Below are 15,053 nucleotides of genomic sequence, written 5' to 3'. Positions count from 1 at the left end.
ACATCCTTTTTATGAGAAAAACGCAGGCGATGGCTCAAGCCTTGCGCAGCCAGTAGCTGTAAACGCCCGCATCCACTTCTTCGTGCACCAGCGTATGGCCGGCCAACCTGGCGAAGGTCCGGAAATCACGTTGTGATCCGGCGTCGGTTGCAACCACTTTGAGCACAGCACCGCTGGCCAGACGGTTGAGTTCCATCTTGGCTTTGAGCAGCGGTAGAGGGCAGTTGAGACCAGAGGCATCAAGTTCGGCATCACAAACCTCGGGACGTACAGCGTCAGACATCGTTTCTCTCCAGGCGGACACATCGAATTACAAAGGATGGCAAAAAAGGTGTCACAGACATGCCCGCAAGAATACCTCACTCTGGTCAGCACGCCATTTAGCCAGCTACAGTACAGGCTCTTCTGACAAGAGCTTCGTGCATGAATTTTTTGCGTCCCACACTGCTCACGCTCGCCTGCCTGTTTGCCTTGCCGAGCATGGCTGATGACCTGCCCTCTCTTGGCGACGCCAGCTCCTCGATCGTCTCCCCTGAACAGGAGCACCGACTGGGCCGTGCGTGGCTGGGCTTGCTGCGCGGTCAGGTGTCTCAGTTGTCGGACCCGCAGCTCAAGGATTACGTCGAAACATCGGTCTATCGTCTCGCCGAAACCAGTCAGGTGCAGGACCGTCGCCTCGAATTCATTCTGATCAACAGCCCTCAGCTCAACGCTTTCGCCGCACCCGGCGGGATCATCGGGGTCAACGGCGGTCTGTTCCTCAATGCACAGACTGAAGGCGAATTTGCATCGGTGCTCGCGCACGAACTGGCTCACTTGTCGCAACGCCACTTTGCACGGGGCATAGAAGCCCAACAACGCATGCAAGTGCCGGTCATGGCGGCGATGCTGGCAGGCATCGTCATGGCCGCGGCAGGCGCAGGGGACGCCGGTATCGCCGCCATTGCAGGCTCCCAGGCTGCGGCCATTCAGGAGCAGCGTCGTTTCTCTCGCCAGAACGAACAGGAAGCTGACCGCATCGGCATCCTGAATCTGGAGAAAGCCGGTTATGACCCGCGCAACATGCCTACCATGTTCGAGCGCCTGATGCGTCAGTACCGCTTCGACGCCAGGCCACCCGAGTTTTTGTTGACTCACCCGGTCAGCGAATCGCGTATTGCCGATACCCGCAACCGCGCCGAGCAGGCCAAGCCCGGCGGCAAGGAAGACAGCCTGCAGTATCAACTGATGCGCGCACGCGTCGCCTTGATTTACGAAGAAACACCGGGCATTGCCGCCAAGCGCTTCCGGGCACAACTGGTGGAAAACCCGAAATCGGAGCCTGCGCGCTACGGTCTGGCCATCGCCCAGATCAAGGGTGGACAGCTCAATGAAGCACGCGAAGGCCTGAAGCCTTTGCTGGAAAAGTCACCGAACGACATCACTTACAACCTGACGCAGATCGACCTCGACATCACCAACAACCGTCTGGCCGAAGCACAGCAGCGGGTAGACCGGATGCTTGCACTGTACCCGAACAACTATCCGCTCAATGATGTACGCATCGATGTACTGCTGAAACAGAACCGCACCGCCGAAGCCGAGAAAGGCCTTGAGGCGCTGCTCAAGAGCCGCCCGGATGATCCCGACATCTGGTACGTCGTGGCAGAGACCCGTGGCCTGAACGGCAATACCGTCGGCCTGCACCAGGCGCGTGCTGAATACTTCGCACTGGTGGGTGATTTCCGCCAGGCCATTCAACAACTGGATTTTGCAAAACGCCGCGCCAGCAACAATTTTCAGCTGGCTTCACGCATCGATGCCCGTCAGAAAGACCTGATCGAGCAAGAGCGCATGGTCAAGGACATGATGAACTGATGCTCGTCAAATGCCGTAGAGCTGCTGCCTGCCCCCCTGAATGCAAAAGCCCGACTCTTCAGTCGGGCTTTTGTTTCGCAGCCAGAAGCGGTCAGGCGTTGCCGGCCTGTCTGATGCGAGCAGCCTGAGTAAAGTCCAGCATGCGCTGCAGAGGACGCACAGCGTGGGGAATCAGCGCAGGGTCAACCAGTATCTCGTTGGAACCGTCACGAAGGCACTGCAAGGTGCGCTCAAGCGTGTTCATCGCCATCCATGGGCAATGCGCGCAACTGCGGCACGCTGCGCCGTTACCGGCCGTTGGCGCCTCGATGAAGATCTTGTCCGGGCACAGCTGCTGCATCTTGTAAAAAATGCCGCGATCGGTCGCCACGATAAACATCTTGTTGGGCAACCGTTGTGCTGCAGCGATCATCTGACTGGTCGAACCGACAACGTCAGCCAACTCGATCACCGCTTCAGGCGACTCCGGGTGAACCAGAATGGCCGCCTCGGGATACAACGCTTTCATGTCTTCCAGCTGTTTGGACTTGAACTCCTCGTGGACGATGCAGGCACCGTCCCAGAGCAGCATGTCAGCACCGGTCTCACGCTGAATGTAGCGTCCCAGATGCTTGTCCGGCGCCCAGATGATCTTCTCACCGTTGTCCATCAGGCTTTCGACGATCTCCAGCGCACAGCCTGAGGTCACCACCCAATCAGCACGCGCTTTCACAGCCGCAGAGGTATTGGCATAAACCACAACGGTGCGTTCAGGGTGTTGATCGCAAAAAGCAGAAAACTCATCGACCGGGCAACCCACATCCAGCGAGCAGGTCGCTTCCAGGGTCGGCATGAACACGCGCTTTTCCGGATTGAGGATCTTGGCGGTCTCTCCCATGAATCGCACCCCGGCCACCAGAACCGTGCTGGCCGAATGGTTGTTGCTGAAACGCGCCATTTCCAGCGAGTCTGCTACGCAGCCACCAGTCTCTTCGGCCAATGCCTGGATAACAGGGTCACAGTAATAGTGGGCCACCAGAACGGCGTCCTGCTTTTTCAGCTCGGCGGCGATTTCGGCGCGGTAGCGCGTCTCTTCTTCTGGGCTCAACGCCTTCGGTTGCTTGGCATCCAGGTGCGCCTGCACCAGAAAGCGTTCGGAAATTTGGGTCATGTTCGCGGGACCTGAAAGCGCCTGAGCGCGAAAAACAAGTTTACACCCGAAAGACAGGCAGTAAAAAAGCCGGAAGCCCTCACGGTGATGAGGCGTCCCAGCTTTGCGCAAGCATCGCGTTACAACCGTTGAGCGACACATAATCAGATCACGATCAATAGGCCGGCCACGCTTGCGAAAGCGGCCTGATTCTACCCCTAAAAAACTGATTTAACGGAAGATTTTACGACAGCTTCCGGCAACGAGAATTGATCGCACAGGGTGTATGACTCACGCCACAAACCAATCAGCGCGTCATCGTCAGACTGAAAGCCGGACCTATGAATGTTCGGCAATCCGGCTCTTCAGTGCCCCCCGAACGCCAAACGCTCAACATCAACGCCGCTTTGAAGCAAATATTTGAACACCTACAAAAGACAATCCATCCTCAGACGCTATATTTTTGATGGTACTCGCCAACGCTTTTGAGTGCGTATGAAACTCTCCAAGATTGGGATCAAACAAGGTCGTTCTTTTACGGTCTGCGGATACAGAAAACCCCAGCGCGTGAGCAATTCCCTCGCTGTAAATGACCAACACTCCGTTTCGATTATCCACGATGGCTTCGCACAACGAACCTATGGCAGCATCATCAGCCACAAGTTGCCGGCCGGACTGCTTGCACGCCACTCGAAAGGGAAGGCCTGAATTCGAGGTATCCTCCAATACAGGCCGAAGCGCGAAGCCCTTCAACTCCGCGGTTTGCAATAAGCTTTCGGTGCCCGCCATGGCGCCGCTGGATACACCGGGATTCGCGGCCGCGTCCTCCATCAGAAACTTATGCTCAGTTCGATAAAAGTTATGAAGCGTACGGGCATGCACTACACCTTCGAAAGAGCCAAGAAACCTCATTCTTTCTGCCGATGCGTACGGTGTAGCATGATCTTTACCTGCGTGGATCATGTTAATCCAGCTCAAGGAAAGACCAAAACACATCGCACGTTGACTTATCCCGTGGTTGTTTGTGCAAATATCTTGATCAAATCTCGACAGTGCAATAGTCGATAGCGCTGTTGGAAGTTCTTTCCACCGAGGGTCACTGAACTGTGCAGGATCCGGCATTTGATTTTCGACCGACGCCGAAGAACCCGCATGGGCTGTAGCAAGACTCGAGTAGGTACCGATATGTCCAGAGACGTTTGTCATCGTTCAGCGCTCTATCCAAAAGATGCGCATTGAGTGGTTGCAGAGGCGGATGAGTTCCCGAAACCTGATACAGGGCGGCACGGTCTCTGAGCAAGGGTCGTGGACGTATTGTTACGTCATCAGGATGATCCGACTATGCGGTTGCCAGAACCATGATCGTCGCCAGATAACTCGACGCCACGCGAGGCAGCCCCTTTTCATACTCTGGCCCGGTTGACAGTTACTCGACATCCGCAGATCTACGTCGACGCTTCCGGAGGTGGCAACCGCTTGACCATTGGAACCCGTTCACATCAGCCTGCCACTCAGCCAAAGATCTTGTGCAGGGGAACAGACCAGAGCAAAAGCTTTGCACTCCCGACGTCCAGAATTACGATCTGAACGACGCGTCAATCATGCTCTGACTGATGATTGCTTTGGCCACCTTGATGTCCGAACCCATCAGAGCACCCTCTGCACAGTTGATATGGGCGTTGGGTAGCAATTGTCTGGCCCCGTCGTTCGACCATGAGCGCCCTGCAGGGACGGCTTCTCTCACTGGATCGTTGCACCGCAATACACAGCCTATACACACAGAAGGCCAAAACATGGGCATATGCATATCCAAGCCATCCACGTTAGACCTGCACTACCCGGTCCGTAGCGGGCAGTCTGAAAACCAGGCCGCCACCTCCCCCCCTTCCCATTCGCCCGCCCAAGAGAGCGACGCTGAAGCAACAAACTTCTCGCACCTGCCGCGACGAGCCGACACCAAAGCCAGGGCGCTGGCCGACGCTCTCAGGCTGGCGGGCAACGTCAATCCTGAACTGGCGCACTACGCGCAACGAGTGCTTGCCACGGTGGGTAACAGCCAGCCGACTCGAGAAATCAGTAACCTTTGCGAAGAATCTGGCGACTCTGGTGAAAACCTATAACGCCAGATACCAAGGCTTGAACCTGCAATACGCGAGAACGCCGAGCGAGTTCAGAGACGCATTGGCTGACACCGATGAAGTCAGTTGGCGATCAATCGCCATTCTGCACTCTCGAGGATCGCATCGCGTTGCAATCGATGTCAGGACACATGCAGGTGGCCACAAGTCACTACTGGTCATGGAGACCGGCGCAGCATTCAAGCGCGACAAAAAGGGTGAAACGTTGCTCCAGGATGGTTACCAGGAATTCATCGAAGACCTGAAGCATGAGTTCGGTAACACCGTTTCGATGGCAGTCATCGACGTAAGGGCGCAAAAATCCAAAATCGGTTGCCAACAGTTTTGCTTCGACTTCGCCTTGAATGCCTTTCATCAATCCGATTTTTTCGACGACCTGCACCAGCGGCTGCATGACCACGGCCAGTGCTCGACCCGCAGGGGTGATGCAGAATTTATCAACGGAACGGAATACCTCTCCGGAACAAAGCTATTGCCGGCCGTCTTTTACAAACACGCAGAATCTCGGGCCACCATAGCCACAGTACTGCGCGAACAACCTGCAATGGCGAGCAAGGATGTCAGCACCCACCGCGGAGGTCCGGCCGAAACACTGCAAGATCGCGTTCAGGCGTTCCGTGTCCAACGGGGTGACCTTTCCTACAGCATGTCTATCGAAGCTTCGCGCATCCGCAAAATCCGGGAAGCCATCGAAAGCGGTCAAGGGCAGTAACAGGTGCGTCAGCCAACCTGAGACAACGATGTTATAAGGCCCGGACAGACCGTCACTCAATGCTGGCTCAGCGAGCCAGCATTGAGTGCTGACGAAGACAACAGAGAACTTGAATCAAAAGCAGCCACGCCCTTGCTCATGCGCTGTGATCACAGAAAAGACAGCAAGTTATGTCTGACCGAGACGGTGGCCATGCAGACTTGGCGCCGACAGTGCAAATGACTGTCAGCGCTCCATACCTGACGTTAATCCCCATGCTGTTTCAAAGATGTCTCCCCTGACCGCGCCAAACCTCTTCTGGCATGGCCCGGGGCTCCTGGAAAAGGCAGGAGCAGGCGATTCTCAGCTCACGATTCAGTCACGCGCCGGTCATGAATCCGACCGAATGCACATCGGGCGCCTAAAGTTGTGACGCGCTACGCTGATAACCCTGCTACGTCGCTCAGATTTGCATCAACGTTCAAGGATCGAACTCATGCCCCAAAGTCAATCCAGCCTTACCGCCCTTTCGACTGGTCCGCGTTTTCGTTGGTTTGCGTTCATTCCGGTAATCCCTGCCGTCGGTTGGATACTCGCGCAGTCGGCCGCTGCGGCCAACCTGGGGGCCTGCGCGGTGCTGGTGCTGATCGGCCTGGGGGCTTGCGCCTGGAGCGGACGTGCGCAGCACGATGCGGTGCAACGCGCCATCGCGATGGCAGCTGACTCAACAGTGCAGGCCGGACTACAGCACAAGCACTCGCGCGCGCAGCTCGACGAAGTATTGCTGGGCGCCATGCCGATCTGGGCAAAACAAGTGGAAAGTTCACGTCAGCAGACCGAAGACGCGATCGTGAGCCTGGCCAACCGCTTCACAGGTATTTCCGCGCGACTGCAGGACACCGTGCAGGCTTCGCAGCAAGCCGCCGGCGAGTTGGATGGCCAGGCCGCCGACGGCGCACTCAAGGTATTGGCAAGCAGCGACAGTGCGCTGAGCCAGGTGATCGACTCTCTCAAGGCGACTCAATCGAGCCGTGACCAGACCCTTTCCCAGGTGCGCGGCCTTACCGCCTATACCGGCGAGCTGCGCACCATGGCGGCCGACGTGGCAGCGATTGCCGCGCAAACCAACCTGCTGGCGCTCAATGCCGCCATCGAGGCCGCGCGTGCCGGCGAAGCGGGTCGCGGCTTTGCGGTGGTGGCTGATGCGGTGCGCAGCCTGTCGAGCAAATCCAGCGAAACCGGCAAGCAGATGTCGGCCAAGGTCGACATCATCAATAACGCCATTACCCAACTGGTGCAGGCGGCGTCCAGCAGCGCCGATCAAGACAGCCACTCGGTAAGCGCATCCGAGCAGAGTATCCAGCAGGTGCTTGAGCGCTTCCAGAACATCACCGGGCGCCTGGCCGACTCAGCTGACTTGCTCAAGCAGGAAAGCTACGGCATTCGCGACGAGATGACCGAAGTGCTGGTCAACCTGCAATTCCAGGATCGAGTCAGCCAGATTCTCAGCCACGTGCGCGACAACATGGACGCCCTGCACGGCCATCTGGTGCAGGCCAGCCAGGCGCCGGACCAGGCGGCGTCCGTCGACGCCCGACAGTGGCTGGCGAGCATGGAGGCCACCTACGCCACCGACGAGCAACGCCGCACCCACCATGGCAAAGCGGTCGCGCCACAGAATTCTCAAGACATCACGTTCTTTTAGGGAGCACACCATGGCGAAGAATGTATTAGTGGTCGACGACTCGAGCAGCGTGCGGCAAGTGGTCGGTATCGCCTTGAAAAGCGCCGGTTATGACGTTATCGAGGCCTGTGACGGCCGCGATGCGCTGGGCAAGCTCACCGGGCAAAAAGTGCACTTGATCATCAGCGACGTGAACATGCCGAACATGGACGGTATCACCTTCGTAAAGGAGGTCAAAAAGCTGGCGAACTACAAGTTCACGCCCATCATCATGCTGACCACCGAGTCCCAGGAATCGAAGAAGGCTGAAGGCCAGGCCGCCGGCGCCAAGGCATGGGTGGTCAAGCCGTTCCAGCCGGCGCAGATGCTCGCGGCAGTGTCCAAGCTGATCCTGCCCTGACAGTTACAACCCAGGAGCGTCCCATGTCGATTACCCGCGAAACGCTCGACGGCACCGCCCATGTGGGCATCGACGGCGAGCTGACGATTTACACCGTGGCCGAACTGGCCGCCGCGCTGCTGCCACAGATTGGCACGACACCGCGTCTGCACCTGGATCTGTGCCAAGTCACGGAAATGGATGGCGCCGGCCTGCAACTGCTTGCGCTCATGCAGCGCGAAGCGGGCAATACCGGCACGGTCTTGAGCTTGGCCGGCCAAAGCCAGGCGGTCGCGCAGACGTTGCAATTGTGCCGCAGCGACGGCTTTGAACCTGCACCACACTTCGTTCAATGATCGACAAGGAAGGTCCCGGTGAGCATCAATCTCGATCAGGCACAGCAGACATTTATCGTCGAGGCACGCGAACTGTTGCAGGCCATGGAGCAATCCCTGCTGCAACTGGAGAGCGATCCTGACGACGAAGGTGCGATCGGTGCGGTATTCCGTGCCGCACATACCATCAAAGGCTCGGCCGGGCTGTTCGGCCTGACGCCGATCGTGAATTTCACGCACATCGTCGAGGATGTACTCGACCGCCTGCGCGACGACAGCGTAGCGGTGGATGCCGCGCTGATCGCGTTGCTGCTCAATGCTGGCGACCATATGCTCGAGTTGATCGACGTCGTCGCCAGCCGGGGCGAAGCCCTGACGCCCGCCGCGCTGGAACGCGAAGCGACATTGCGTCAGGCACTGAGCGCCTATCAGGAGGCTGACGCGCCTGGTGCCAGCGCGGATGCCCCTACGGCAAACGGCGATGCAGACGCCGAGAGGCTGTGGCATATCTCTCTGCGCTTTGGTGTGGACGTATTCCGCAATGGCATGGACCCGCTGTCCTTCCTGCGCTACCTGGAAACCCTCGGCCAGATCATGCAACTCAGCACACTGACGGACAGCATTCCGCCCGTTGACAGCTGGGACCCGGAGAGCTGCTACCTGGGCTTTGAATTAGACCTGCGCTCGACAGCCAGCCATGCAGCCCTCAACGAAGTATTCGACTTCGTTCGCGATGATTGTGAAGTGCACATCAGCGCAGTCGACGCAGCGCACGACAGCTCCGCGTCCAGCGGCATCGAACCCAAAACGCAAGCCGAGCCCGACCCACGGACCACGAGCGCTCAACGAGTCGCCGCGACCGGCGAAGCGAAACCCCGTGATGGCAACTACGTACGGGTCAACGCAGACAAGCTTGATGAACTGATAAACCTGGTCGGCGAGCTGGTCATCGCCAGCGCTGGCGCGAGCCTGCTGGCCCGCTCGTGCCAAGACGATCCACTGCTGGAAGCCACGTCGACTGTATCGGGGCTGGTGGAGGAGATCCTCGATGGCGCCCTGCGCCTGCGCATGATCCCCATCGGCGACACCTTCAATCGTTTTCGACGTGTGGTGCGCGATGTCAGCCAGGAACTGGGCAAGGATATCGACCTGATCATCAGCGGCGCGGAAACCGAACTGGACAAAACGGTGGTGGAAAAAATCGGCGACCCGCTGATGCACCTGCTGCGCAATGCCATGGACCACGGCATCGAAAATGCCGCAGCGCGGCGCGCGGCGGGCAAGCAGAGCAAGGGCCACCTGAGTCTGAATGCCTACCACGACTCCGGCAGCATCGTCATCGAAATCGCCGACGACGGCACCGGCCTCAACCGCGAACGCATCCTCGAAAAAGCCCAGGAGCGCGGGTTGGTTGCCAGCGGCACACAGCTCACCGATCAGGAAATTTACAACCTGATTTTCGAGGCCGGTTTTTCCACCGCCGATGCGGTCACCAACCTGTCCGGGCGCGGCGTCGGCATGGACGTGGTCAAGCGCAACATCACGTTGCTGCGCGGCACTGTCGATCTGGACAGCCGTCCCGGCCAAGGCACGGTGGTGCGTATTCGCCTGCCGCTGACCCTGGCGATCATCAACGGTTTTCTGGTCGGGATCGATCAGTCCACCTATGTGATTCCACTGGACATGGTGCAGGAATGCATCGAGCTGGACGAACACCAGCGCCAGTCGAGCCGCGACCAGGGTTATCTGGACCTGCGCGGCGAGGTGTTGCCACTGGTGGACCTGCGTGAGCACTTCAGCCATGAAGGCCCGCCAGCGCGGCGCCAGAATGTGGTGGTGGTGCGCTACGCCGAGCATAAGGCCGGGCTGGTGGTGGATGACCTGCTCGGCGAGTTCCAGACCGTGATCAAACCCTTGGGCAAGCTGTTTGGCGCACTACGCGGCATCAGCGGCTCAACCATCCTGGGTAGCGGTGCCGTAGCGTTGATTCTGGACGTGCCCGCCCTGCTCAGCCAAATCGTACAACTGGAAGCCCGTACTGCCCAGGCGCCTCAGGCGCCCTTGGTCGTCGTTCGCTGATGTATTTGCAATTCCATGGAGTTTTCCTGATGAAATGGTTCTACGACCTGAAGATTTCCACCAAGCTGATCAGCTCGTTCCTGCTGGTCCTCACGCTCACGGCAGGCATGGGCGGCTTCGCGATCCTCCAGCTTGGCGCCGTCAACCAGACTGCCCAGGACATCAAGAGCAACTGGTTGCCATCGGTGCGCGCTGCGTCCGGCATGCGTTTTTATGCCGCCAACTATCGCCTGAAGGAATACCGCCATCTCAGCGCCGAGACCGCCGAGGAAAAGGCACAAATGGAGCGAGAGGCCGCCGAATCGAACCAGCAACTCGAAACCCGTATGGACACCTACGAAAAGCTGTTAGTCAGCGATGACGATCGTCAGTTTTTCAACAATGTGAACAACAGTTGGAATGCCTACCTGGCCAGCAGCAAGCAATTGCTGGAGCTGTCCCGGCAGAACCAGGAAGCTGCGGCGCTGGCAATGCTCAAGGGCGAGTCCAAGCTGCGCTTTGAAGAGGCAATCACCAACTTGCAAAAAATGGTCGAGCTCAATGACACCGGCGCCACAATCGCGGGCGACAAAGGCACGGCCTTGTATGAAAGCGCGCGCCTGTCGATCATTGCAGTGTTGGTCGCGGCCCTGTTGATCGGCGTGTGCCTGGCGCTGTTCATCTCGCGGATCATCTCGCGCCCGTTGCGACAGGCAGCGACCGCCGCCGAGCAACTGGCCGAGGGCAACCTCAACGCGCATATCGAACCCGGAACCAAAGACGAAACCGGCATGGTGCTCAACTCCATGCGCAACATGGTCGGCAAACTGGCGCATATCATCGGCGAAGTGCGCAACGCCGCCGACAACCTCGCCAGCGCCTCGGAACAGGTCAGCGCCACCGCGCAATCGATGAGCCAGGCGACCAGCGAGCAGGCCGCCAGCGTCGAGGAAACCAGCGCGTCGGTGGAGCAGATGAGCGCCAGCATTAACCAGAACACCGAGAACGCCAAGGTCACCGACGGCATGGCCAGCAAGGCCGCCAAGGAAGCCACCGAAGGCGGCGAATCGGTGCAGCAGACCGTGGTGGCGATGAAGAAAATTGCCCAGCGCATCAGCATCATCGATGACATCGCCTACCAGACCAACCTGCTGGCCCTCAACGCGGCCATCGAAGCGGCCCGGGCAGGCGAGCATGGCAAGGGCTTCGCGGTGGTGGCCGCCGAGGTGCGCAAGCTGGCTGAGCGCAGCCAGGTGGCCGCGCAGGAAATCGGCGAGTTGTCGTCCAGCAGCGTGGAGATGGCCGAGACCGCTGGCAAGCTGCTCGGCGAAATGGTGCCGTCGATCAACAAGACCTCCGACCTGGTGCAGGAAATCAGCGCCGCCTCCGAGGAGCAGGCCGCCGGCGTTGCGCAGATCAACACGGCGATGACCCAGCTCAATCAGGTGACGCAGCAGAACGCTTCGAGCAGCGAGGAACTGGCCGCCACCGCCGAAGAAATGAGCAGCCAGGCCGAACAGCTGCAACAGGCCATGAGCTTCTTCGTGCTCGATGCGTCGTCAAGGGCCACGGTGCAAAGCAGCGCGGTGGACACCGGCAACAAGCCCAACCGCCAGCCGCCGCGCCCAACTGCGCCGGCACCGCGCAAGGCATTTGCCTACAACATGGCCAGCGCCCCCGACGAATCGGAGTTCACCCGTTTCTGATCGTACGCGACGCTACGGGCTCACAGGGAGAATCACATGGGCGCAGCAACCACTCCACGTCAAACCGCCATTGCGGCCGACGAGGACGCGCAATACCTGACCTTCATGCTCGGCGGAGAGATGTTCGCCATCGGTATTCTGGGCATCAAGGAAATTATCGAATACGGCAGCCTGACGGTGGTGCCGATGATGCCCGCGTTCGTGCGTGGCGTGATCAACCTGCGCGGCGCCGTGGTGCCGGTGGTGGACCTGTCGGCGCGCTTTGGCCGGCAGAACTCGGCTATCACCCGGCGCTCCTGTGTGGTCATCATCGAAGCCCGCACTGAAGATGGTCAGCCCCAGGACATCGGGCTGCTGGTGGACACCGTGTCGGCGGTTCAGGAAATCCCAGCGACGCAGATCGAACCGCCGCCAAGCTTCGGCGCGCGGATTCGCGCCGACTTCATCAGCGGCATGGCCAAGGTTGAAGGCAAGTTCGTGATCGTACTGGAGGTGGACAAGGTGCTGTCCATCGACGAGATGTCCAGCCTCGCCGAGGCCGGCCAGGCACCGGCACTCGATGCCGACGTGCGCTGAGGCCCGGTCATGCCAGATACCTCGTCGCTTGATGACCGCGAGTTCGGTCATTTCCAGTCCTGGCTGTACCGTGCGGCCGGCATCAACCTGTCGCCGGCGAAAAAGGCGCTGGTGGCCGGACGCCTGTTCAAACGCCTCAAGCACTATGAGCTGGAGAGCTATGGGGAGTACTTCAAGCTGATCATGAGCGATCAGCGCAAGGGCGAACTGCAGGTCGCTCTGGATTTGCTGACCACTAACGAAACCTATTTTTTCCGCGAGCCCAAGCACTTCGAATTCCTGCGTCAGCAGGTGCTACCGAATACGGCGCCGGGCAAGCTGTTTCGCGTGTGGAGTGCGGCCAGTTCCTCCGGCGAAGAATCCTACAGCCTGGCGATGACCCTGGCCGAAAGCCTGGGTACCACACCCTGGGAAGTAGTCGGATCGGACATCAGCACCCAGGTGCTGGCCAAGGCGCGCACCGGGCACTACTCCATGGAGCGCGCCAGCACCCTGCCCCAGCCGCTGCTGAGCAAGTATTGCCTCAAGGGGATCGGTCGCCAGGAAGGCACCTTCCTGATCGACAAAAGCCTGCGCAGCCGCGTCCATTTCGCCCAGGTCAACCTCAACGAGAGCTTGCCCGACCTGGGCGAGTTCGAGGTGATTTTCCTGCGCAACGTGATGATCTATTTCGACCAGCAAACCAAGAGCCAAGTGGTGGCACGTTTGTTGCCGCTGCTCAAACCCGGTGGCCATTTCATCATCAGCCACTCGGAAAGCCTCAACGGCGTGAATGACACCCTGAAACTGGTGGCACCGTCGATTTACCGCAAGCCATGAAAATGCCCTTGGTGGTGAGTGACGTGGTGCTCGCGCCTGGGCAAGTCAGCTTTGCGACCCGGCCGACGCGCTTGCGCACCCTGCTGGGCTCGTGCGTAGCGTTTACGTTCTGGCACCCAGAGCGGCTGATTGGCGGCATGTGCCATTTCATGCTACCGACGCGTTTGTGCAGGGGGCTGTCTCTGGACGGCAAATATGCCGATGAGGCTGTCGAACTGCTGCTGCGCCACGCCCACGCTCATTGCACGCGGCCCGAGGATTATCAGGTGAAGTTGTTCGGCGGCGGCAATATGTTTCCCGAGCAGCAACATCACCCCTCCAAGCAGAACGTGGCCAGCCTGAATATCCGCGCGGCGCTGGACCTGACCGAGCGCTATCACCTGCACCTGACCGCGCAGGACATGGGCAGCACCGGCTGTCGCATGATTATGTTCGACCTGTGGAGTGGCAACGTCTGGGTCCGGCACCAACCAATGGGAACACTCTAATAAATGCCTACCAAAAAAATCAGCGTGCTGCTGGTCGATGACTCGGCCGTGGTGCGCCAGGTGCTGCTGGCGATCTTCAGCGACACGCCGGACATCCATGTGATGGGCGCGGCATCCGACCCGATTTTCGCCATGGACAAACTCGCCCGGGAATGGCCGGATGTCATCGTGCTGGACGTGGAAATGCCGCGCATGGACGGCATCACATTTCTGCGCAAAATCATGAGCGAACGGCCGACGCCGGTGGTGATCTGTTCTTCGCTGACCCAGAAAGGCGCGGAGACTTCGCTGCAGGCGCTGTCGGCCGGGGCCGTGGAAGTCATCGCCAAACCCACCACGGGGCTGAAGAATTTCCTGATCGACTCGGCGGCCGAGTTGGTCGCGGCAATCCGTGCGGCGGCCAACTCCAACGTCAAGAACCTGGGCAAACGCAGTGTCAAACCGCCCACCGCACCCGCCCCTGCCGGCAAGCTCAGCGCAGACGCCGTGCTGCCCGCCGCGAACGGCCACGCCATGGCCCAGACCACCGAGCGCATCGTCGCCATCGGCACCTCCACCGGCGGCACCCAGGCCTTGGAGTCCGTGCTGACCGAGCTGCCGAGGGTGTGTCCGGGCATAGTGATCGTGCAGCACATGCCGGAAAAGTTCACCGCCTCCTTCGCCGCACGTCTCAACAGCGTGTGCCAGATCGAGGTACGCGAGGCGCGTAACAACGACCGCATCCTCCCCGGCCTGGCGCTGATCGCTCCCGGCGGCAAGCACTTGATGGTGACCCGCAGCGGCGCCTACTACCACGCCCAGGTTATCGACGGCCCACTGGTCAACCGTCACCGCCCGTCAGTGGACGTCCTGTTTCGCTCCGTGGCCCGATTCGCCGGCAAGAACGCCACCGGCATCATCATGACCGGCATGGGCGACGATGGCGCCCGTGGCCTGAAGGAAATGCTCGATGCCGGCGCTGCCACGGTAGCCCAGGATGAAGCCAGCTGCGTGGTGTTCGGCATGCCCAAGGAAGCCATCAAGCTCAATGCCGCCCAGCGCATCATGGCGCTGCAGGATATTCATCAGGCGATCTTGCATAAATGAATGGGAGTGTCACCGGGCTGCGCTGACCGCCACAGGCAAGTGCGCGCAGATCGACTCAAGCACCTGAGGGCTTTTACAGGATCCCTTGAATAAGTAGATCCTCACAA

At 59.5% G+C, this 15,053-nt stretch carries 13 protein-coding genes and 2 pseudogenes; 12 read left to right on the top strand and 3 right to left on the bottom strand.

Features of this window, described 5'->3' with window-relative positions; translation table 11 throughout:
* Window positions 1-34 precede the first annotated feature (34 nt).
* On the bottom strand, window positions 35-283 hold the full coding sequence (locus KDX37_RS18990; RefSeq protein ID WP_231654246.1) for a sulfurtransferase TusA family protein: 249 nt from the start codon (window positions 281-283) through the stop codon (window positions 35-37).
* Window positions 284-423: 140 nt separating this feature from the next.
* On the opposite strand from KDX37_RS18990, the gene KDX37_RS18985 reads away from it, so the two are divergent.
* Entirely contained in the window at window positions 424-1,857 is a 1,434-nt protein-coding gene (locus KDX37_RS18985; RefSeq protein WP_231654245.1) for a M48 family metalloprotease, read from the top strand.
* 91 nt (window positions 1,858-1,948) lie between these two features.
* Here KDX37_RS18985 and nadA read toward each other — a convergent pair whose 3' ends face one another.
* Window positions 1,949-3,007, bottom strand: coding sequence for a quinolinate synthase NadA (gene nadA / locus KDX37_RS18980; RefSeq protein ID WP_231654244.1), 1,059 nt, complete (start codon window positions 3,005-3,007; stop codon window positions 1,949-1,951).
* Window positions 3,008-3,382: 375 nt separating this feature from the next.
* Window positions 3,383-4,192 (bottom strand): YopT-type cysteine protease domain-containing protein, encoded by an 810-nt coding sequence (locus tag KDX37_RS18975; protein ID WP_231654243.1) that lies wholly within the window; start codon window positions 4,190-4,192, stop codon window positions 3,383-3,385.
* A gap of 587 nt (window positions 4,193-4,779) precedes the next feature.
* Here KDX37_RS18975 and KDX37_RS18970 point away from each other — a divergent pair.
* The 11 genes and pseudogenes from KDX37_RS18970 to KDX37_RS18920 all read left to right on the top strand — a co-directional run bounded on the left by KDX37_RS18970 (window position 4,780) and on the right by KDX37_RS18920 (window position 14,946).
* On the top strand, window positions 4,780-5,106 hold the full coding sequence (locus tag KDX37_RS18970) for a hypothetical protein (protein ID WP_231654242.1): 327 nt from the start codon (window positions 4,780-4,782) through the stop codon (window positions 5,104-5,106).
* On the top strand, window positions 5,093-5,836 hold the full coding sequence (locus KDX37_RS18965; protein WP_231654241.1) for a YopJ family acetyltransferase: 744 nt from the start codon (window positions 5,093-5,095) through the stop codon (window positions 5,834-5,836). The genes KDX37_RS18970 and KDX37_RS18965 overlap by 14 nt, the downstream gene beginning before the upstream one ends.
* A gap of 739 nt (window positions 5,837-6,575) precedes the next feature.
* Window positions 6,576-7,520: pseudogene (locus KDX37_RS18960) on the top strand (methyl-accepting chemotaxis protein); the annotation flags it as partial.
* Window positions 7,521-7,530: 10 nt separating this feature from the next.
* Window positions 7,531-7,899, top strand: a complete 369-nt coding sequence (locus KDX37_RS18955; protein ID WP_024076566.1) for a response regulator — start codon at window positions 7,531-7,533, stop codon at window positions 7,897-7,899.
* A 23-nt stretch (window positions 7,900-7,922) separates the two neighbouring features.
* The gene (locus tag KDX37_RS18950; RefSeq protein ID WP_231654239.1) at window positions 7,923-8,234 is read left to right on the top strand and encodes an STAS domain-containing protein; all 312 of its coding nucleotides are present in this window, start codon (window positions 7,923-7,925) and stop codon (window positions 8,232-8,234) included.
* A gap of 18 nt (window positions 8,235-8,252) precedes the next feature.
* Window positions 8,253-10,292 carry a chemotaxis protein CheA gene (locus tag KDX37_RS18945; RefSeq protein ID WP_231654238.1) on the top strand — a complete coding sequence of 680 codons (2,040 nt, stop codon included), beginning with the start codon at window positions 8,253-8,255 and terminating at the stop codon, window positions 10,290-10,292.
* Window positions 10,293-10,321: 29 nt separating this feature from the next.
* On the top strand, window positions 10,322-11,977 hold the full coding sequence (locus KDX37_RS18940; protein ID WP_231654237.1) for a methyl-accepting chemotaxis protein: 1,656 nt from the start codon (window positions 10,322-10,324) through the stop codon (window positions 11,975-11,977).
* Window positions 11,978-12,013: 36 nt separating this feature from the next.
* Window positions 12,014-12,553, top strand: coding sequence for a chemotaxis protein CheW (locus tag KDX37_RS18935; protein ID WP_231654236.1), 540 nt, complete (start codon window positions 12,014-12,016; stop codon window positions 12,551-12,553).
* Window positions 12,554-12,562: 9 nt separating this feature from the next.
* The gene (locus KDX37_RS18930) at window positions 12,563-13,372 is read left to right on the top strand and encodes a CheR family methyltransferase (RefSeq protein ID WP_231654235.1); all 810 of its coding nucleotides are present in this window, start codon (window positions 12,563-12,565) and stop codon (window positions 13,370-13,372) included.
* A pseudogene (gene cheD, locus KDX37_RS18925) lies at window positions 13,369-13,901 on the top strand (chemoreceptor glutamine deamidase CheD). Before KDX37_RS18930 ends, cheD begins: the two are co-directional and overlap by 4 nt.
* Window positions 13,864-14,946, top strand: a complete 1,083-nt coding sequence (locus KDX37_RS18920; RefSeq protein WP_231654234.1) for a protein-glutamate methylesterase/protein-glutamine glutaminase — start codon at window positions 13,864-13,866, stop codon at window positions 14,944-14,946. The pseudogene cheD and the gene KDX37_RS18920 overlap by 38 nt, the downstream one beginning before the upstream one ends.
* Window positions 14,947-15,053: the final 107 nt, after the last annotated feature.

Source organism: Pseudomonas californiensis (genome assembly GCF_021147775.1).
GTDB classification, from domain to species: domain Bacteria; phylum Pseudomonadota; class Gammaproteobacteria; order Pseudomonadales; family Pseudomonadaceae; genus Aquipseudomonas; species Aquipseudomonas californiensis.
Note: the sequence above shows the minus strand (reverse complement) of the source record. Positions and strands in the feature narration are given on the sequence as shown.

What these genes read in the sequence shown, in the direction of transcription:
- KDX37_RS18990 (WP_231654246.1), bottom strand. Translation starts at nt 283, where the DNA reads ATGTCTGACGCTGTACGTCCCGAGGTTTGTGATGCCGAACTTGATGCC.
- KDX37_RS18985 (WP_231654245.1), top strand. Translation starts at nt 424, where the DNA reads ATGAATTTTTTGCGTCCCACACTGCTCACGCTCGCCTGCCTGTTTGCC.
- nadA (WP_231654244.1), bottom strand. Translation starts at nt 3,007, where the DNA reads ATGACCCAAATTTCCGAACGCTTTCTGGTGCAGGCGCACCTGGATGCC.
- KDX37_RS18975 (WP_231654243.1), bottom strand. Translation starts at nt 4,192, where the DNA reads ATGACAAACGTCTCTGGACATATCGGTACCTACTCGAGTCTTGCTACA.
- KDX37_RS18970 (WP_231654242.1), top strand. Translation starts at nt 4,780, where the DNA reads ATGGGCATATGCATATCCAAGCCATCCACGTTAGACCTGCACTACCCG.
- KDX37_RS18955 (WP_024076566.1), top strand. Translation starts at nt 7,531, where the DNA reads ATGGCGAAGAATGTATTAGTGGTCGACGACTCGAGCAGCGTGCGGCAA.
- KDX37_RS18950 (WP_231654239.1), top strand. Translation starts at nt 7,923, where the DNA reads ATGTCGATTACCCGCGAAACGCTCGACGGCACCGCCCATGTGGGCATC.
- KDX37_RS18940 (WP_231654237.1), top strand. Translation starts at nt 10,322, where the DNA reads ATGAAATGGTTCTACGACCTGAAGATTTCCACCAAGCTGATCAGCTCG.
- KDX37_RS18935 (WP_231654236.1), top strand. Translation starts at nt 12,014, where the DNA reads ATGGGCGCAGCAACCACTCCACGTCAAACCGCCATTGCGGCCGACGAG.
- KDX37_RS18930 (WP_231654235.1), top strand. Translation starts at nt 12,563, where the DNA reads ATGCCAGATACCTCGTCGCTTGATGACCGCGAGTTCGGTCATTTCCAG.
- KDX37_RS18920 (WP_231654234.1), top strand. Translation starts at nt 13,864, where the DNA reads ATGCCTACCAAAAAAATCAGCGTGCTGCTGGTCGATGACTCGGCCGTG.